Origin of the sequence: Mycobacterium sp. (assembly GCF_039583785.1) — a bacterium.
Lineage (GTDB): Bacteria > Actinomycetota > Actinomycetes > Mycobacteriales > Mycobacteriaceae > Mycobacterium.
In genome coordinates, this window is the sequence record NZ_JAVKSG010000161.1 from 1 (window position 1) to 2,821 (window position 2,821).

Here is a 2,821-nt window from a genome sequence, read left to right on the forward strand (position 1 = left end):
GTCACGACCGGGCGGGTGCGGTTATGCGTGATCGACCCCAAAGGCGGCATGGAACTCGGCGCCGGCGCACCGATGTTTTCGGTGTTCTGCCACCACACCGGCGAACCCACCGTCGCACTGCTGCGTCAGCTGGTCGAGCTGATGCAGGCGCGGGCCAACCGGCTGCGCGGGCATACCCGCCTGCACACCCCTACCCCGGCCGAACCGTTGATCGTGGTGGTTATCGACGAGATCGCCGCCCTGACCGCGTATCTCGCCGACCGCAAACTGCGTACCGAAATCGAACAACTCCTCGGGCTGCTGCTTTCTCAGGGCCGCGCGGTCGGCATATCGGTGGTGGCCGCGGTGCAAGACCCCGCCAAAGACACCCTGCCGGTGCGGCAGCTGTTCACCGTGCGGATCGGGCTGCGCATGACCGAAGCCACCCAGACCGCGATGGTCTTGGGCCAAGGAGCCCGCGATGCCGGCGCCGAATGCGACCTCATCGCTGATGCCACACCCGGTGTCGGGTACGTGATGATCGACGGCACCGCCGACCCGGTACGGGTGCGGGCGTTTCACGTCACCGACCGCGACATCACCGCCCTGGCCCGAACCTTTCCCGCGCCCCACCCCCACACACCGGGCACCGCGGGAAACGGAACGGACCGCCCGGACCGGCCAGACTGTCAGGGGCAGCGGTGAGCACCGTCGCACCGGACAGCCCGGCGATGGTGTTGCCGGGGCTGCCCAGCACTGTGGATGCCGGGCCGGTGATCGCCCAGATGCTGCGCCGCGCATCGTCGGCGGGTTTCGGGTCATGGTGGCATCGCGCCGAATCGGTCGGGTTTTGCGCCTACCCGATCCAGCTGTCCGGTGCTGACACGGTCGGGCGCCGGCACACCGTATGGACACGCTGCAACAACCGCCGCGCTGCAGTGTGCCCGTCATGCTCAGACCTCTACGCCCGAGACACCTGGCAACTCGTGCACGCCGGAGCCGCCGGCGGCCACCACGACATACCCGTTGAGGTCGCGGCCCGACCGCAAGTGTTCGCCACGCTGACCGCACCGAGTTACGGGGCCGTGCACAACGCCACCGGCACACCCTGCCACACCCGCAATGGCACCAGCTCAGCCACACGGTGCCTGCACGGAAACCAGTTGCGGTGCAACATAACCCACAGCATCGACGACCCTATGGTAGGTCAGCCGTTGTGTCGTCAGTGCTATGACTACCGCGGGCATGTCCTGTTCACCTGGCATCTGCCCGAACTGTGGCGGCGGTTCACCATCGCACTACGGCGGGCCGTCTCGACACACCTGAAAGCAATTGGGATCAAGGCGGATTCGGTGCGGGTCAGCTTCGTCAAAGTCGTCGAACTGCAAGCCCGGGCCATCCCCCATATCCATGCCCTGATCCGCCTCGACCCACCACCAGTCGACGACGAAACCACGAAATCAGGTGACCACGATCGTCACGGCCCCGCCGCCCGGTGGGGTGGTGGGGAGAGCCGTCCGTTAGTCGACCAGCACATTGGCTGGTCGTCACCGATCACCGCCGCCGAGCTGGCCGCCCTGGTTCAGCGCGCCGCGCGCCACGTCCGCATCGACGTTGCCACCGGCGACGACGACCCCGACCAGCAGGCAGTGCGGGCGCTGCGGTTCGGCAGCCAGATCGACACCCAACCATTGACATTCGAAACTGCAAGAGCTGCAACCGATGCCGCAATCAGCGACACTCCAGTCACGTCGGCATCGCGGCTGTCGCCGCGCCGGGTCGCGGCATACCTGGCCAAATACGTCACCAAATCCCTACACGACTTCGGTATCACCGCCCGGCGCCTATCTGCAGAAGCGATCGGCGACCTCGACGTCACCGAACACGTGCGCGCCATCCTGTCCACCATCGCCCAACTCGCCGAACACACAGCGGAGACAGGGTCGTCGTTGGCGGGGATCGGGCGCTGGCTGCACACCCTGGGCTACCGCGGCCATATCACCACCAAATCGCGGCACTACTCGACCACCATGGGCGCCCTGCGCACCGCCCGCGCCACCTGGACCCGCCATCAGATGGCCAAACAGTCAGGGCAACAGGACGATACACAATTCACCGATGAGATGTTGTGGGAGTTCGACCGTGCCGGACACGCCAGCGCCGGGGATCGCATCCTGGTCATCTCAGCAGCCCTGCGCCACATCGGCGCCCGGATCACCGGCATCACCGAATCCCGGACTGTGCCCACCCGCGTCCCGCCAACGGCTCGCGCGCCAGGGTGATGGCCACCACATCCGCGGACGGCGCCGCCGGCAACCACGATGCTGGCGCGGTCCTGCTGCATGAGCGTCCCGAGTTCACCGCGTGGCTGATCGCCTCATGTGAACGTCAAGCCCTCCCCGTCACGGTCACCGACCCCAGCACCCTTGCTGCCATCGCCACCCTACTGCGCTAAGCACGCCGTACCGTAACCGGCCAACCGGATAGGATAGGCGACGAAAGTCGCTTCACCGCAACTTTTCCCCGGCGATTAGAGCATTTCTGGTGTCTGGGCTGGTGGGCTGTCAGGGCTCGAAGCGCGCTTCGACCGCGTGCGGCCCGGCCTTGACAGCTCACCGGGCCAGACCCACACTCGGCACTCGCCAGGGAATGTCGGCGATACCGAAACGCTAGATGCGCCAATGGGGTTGGACGCGGTTAATGTCGAGACTGCGGGAACCGGGAGTGCCGGGGGCGATCACCGCGTGATCCAGGATCGATTTGACGATGCTGCGTTGGCGTTCCACGTCGAGGTCGGGCCACTGGCCGCGCAACGCCCCGCCGGTGCCGGCCAACTCATAGA

2 protein-coding genes and 2 pseudogenes are annotated in these 2,821 nt (G+C 66.6%); 3 read left to right on the forward strand and 1 reads right to left on the reverse strand.

Translation table 11 applies throughout. The annotated features are described in order from the left end of the window. The 3 genes and pseudogenes from ABDV69_RS20845 to ABDV69_RS20855 all read left to right on the forward strand — a co-directional run. Positions 1–684: pseudogene (locus ABDV69_RS20845) on the forward strand (cell division protein FtsK); the annotation flags it as partial. Positions 685–710: 26 nt separating this feature from the next. Further along, entirely contained in the window at positions 711–2,261 is a 1,551-nt protein-coding gene (locus ABDV69_RS20850; protein ID WP_343577700.1) for a replication initiator, read from the forward strand. Next, positions 2,261–2,434: a hypothetical protein gene (locus ABDV69_RS20855; RefSeq protein WP_343577699.1), complete on the forward strand. Its 174-nt coding sequence runs from the start codon at positions 2,261–2,263 to the stop codon at positions 2,432–2,434. The genes ABDV69_RS20850 and ABDV69_RS20855 overlap by 1 nt, the downstream gene beginning before the upstream one ends. A 214-nt stretch (positions 2,435–2,648) precedes the next feature. Here the strand turns inward: ABDV69_RS20855 and ABDV69_RS20860 are convergent. Continuing rightward, positions 2,649–2,821, reverse strand: a pseudogene (locus tag ABDV69_RS20860) (recombinase family protein); the annotation flags it as partial.

Coding starts and splice junctions, on each gene's coding strand:
- ABDV69_RS20850 (WP_343577700.1), top strand. CDS start 711: ATGGTGTTGCCGGGGCTGCCCAGCACTGTGGATGCCGGGCCGGTGATC.
- ABDV69_RS20855 (WP_343577699.1), top strand. CDS start 2,261: ATGGCCACCACATCCGCGGACGGCGCCGCCGGCAACCACGATGCTGGC.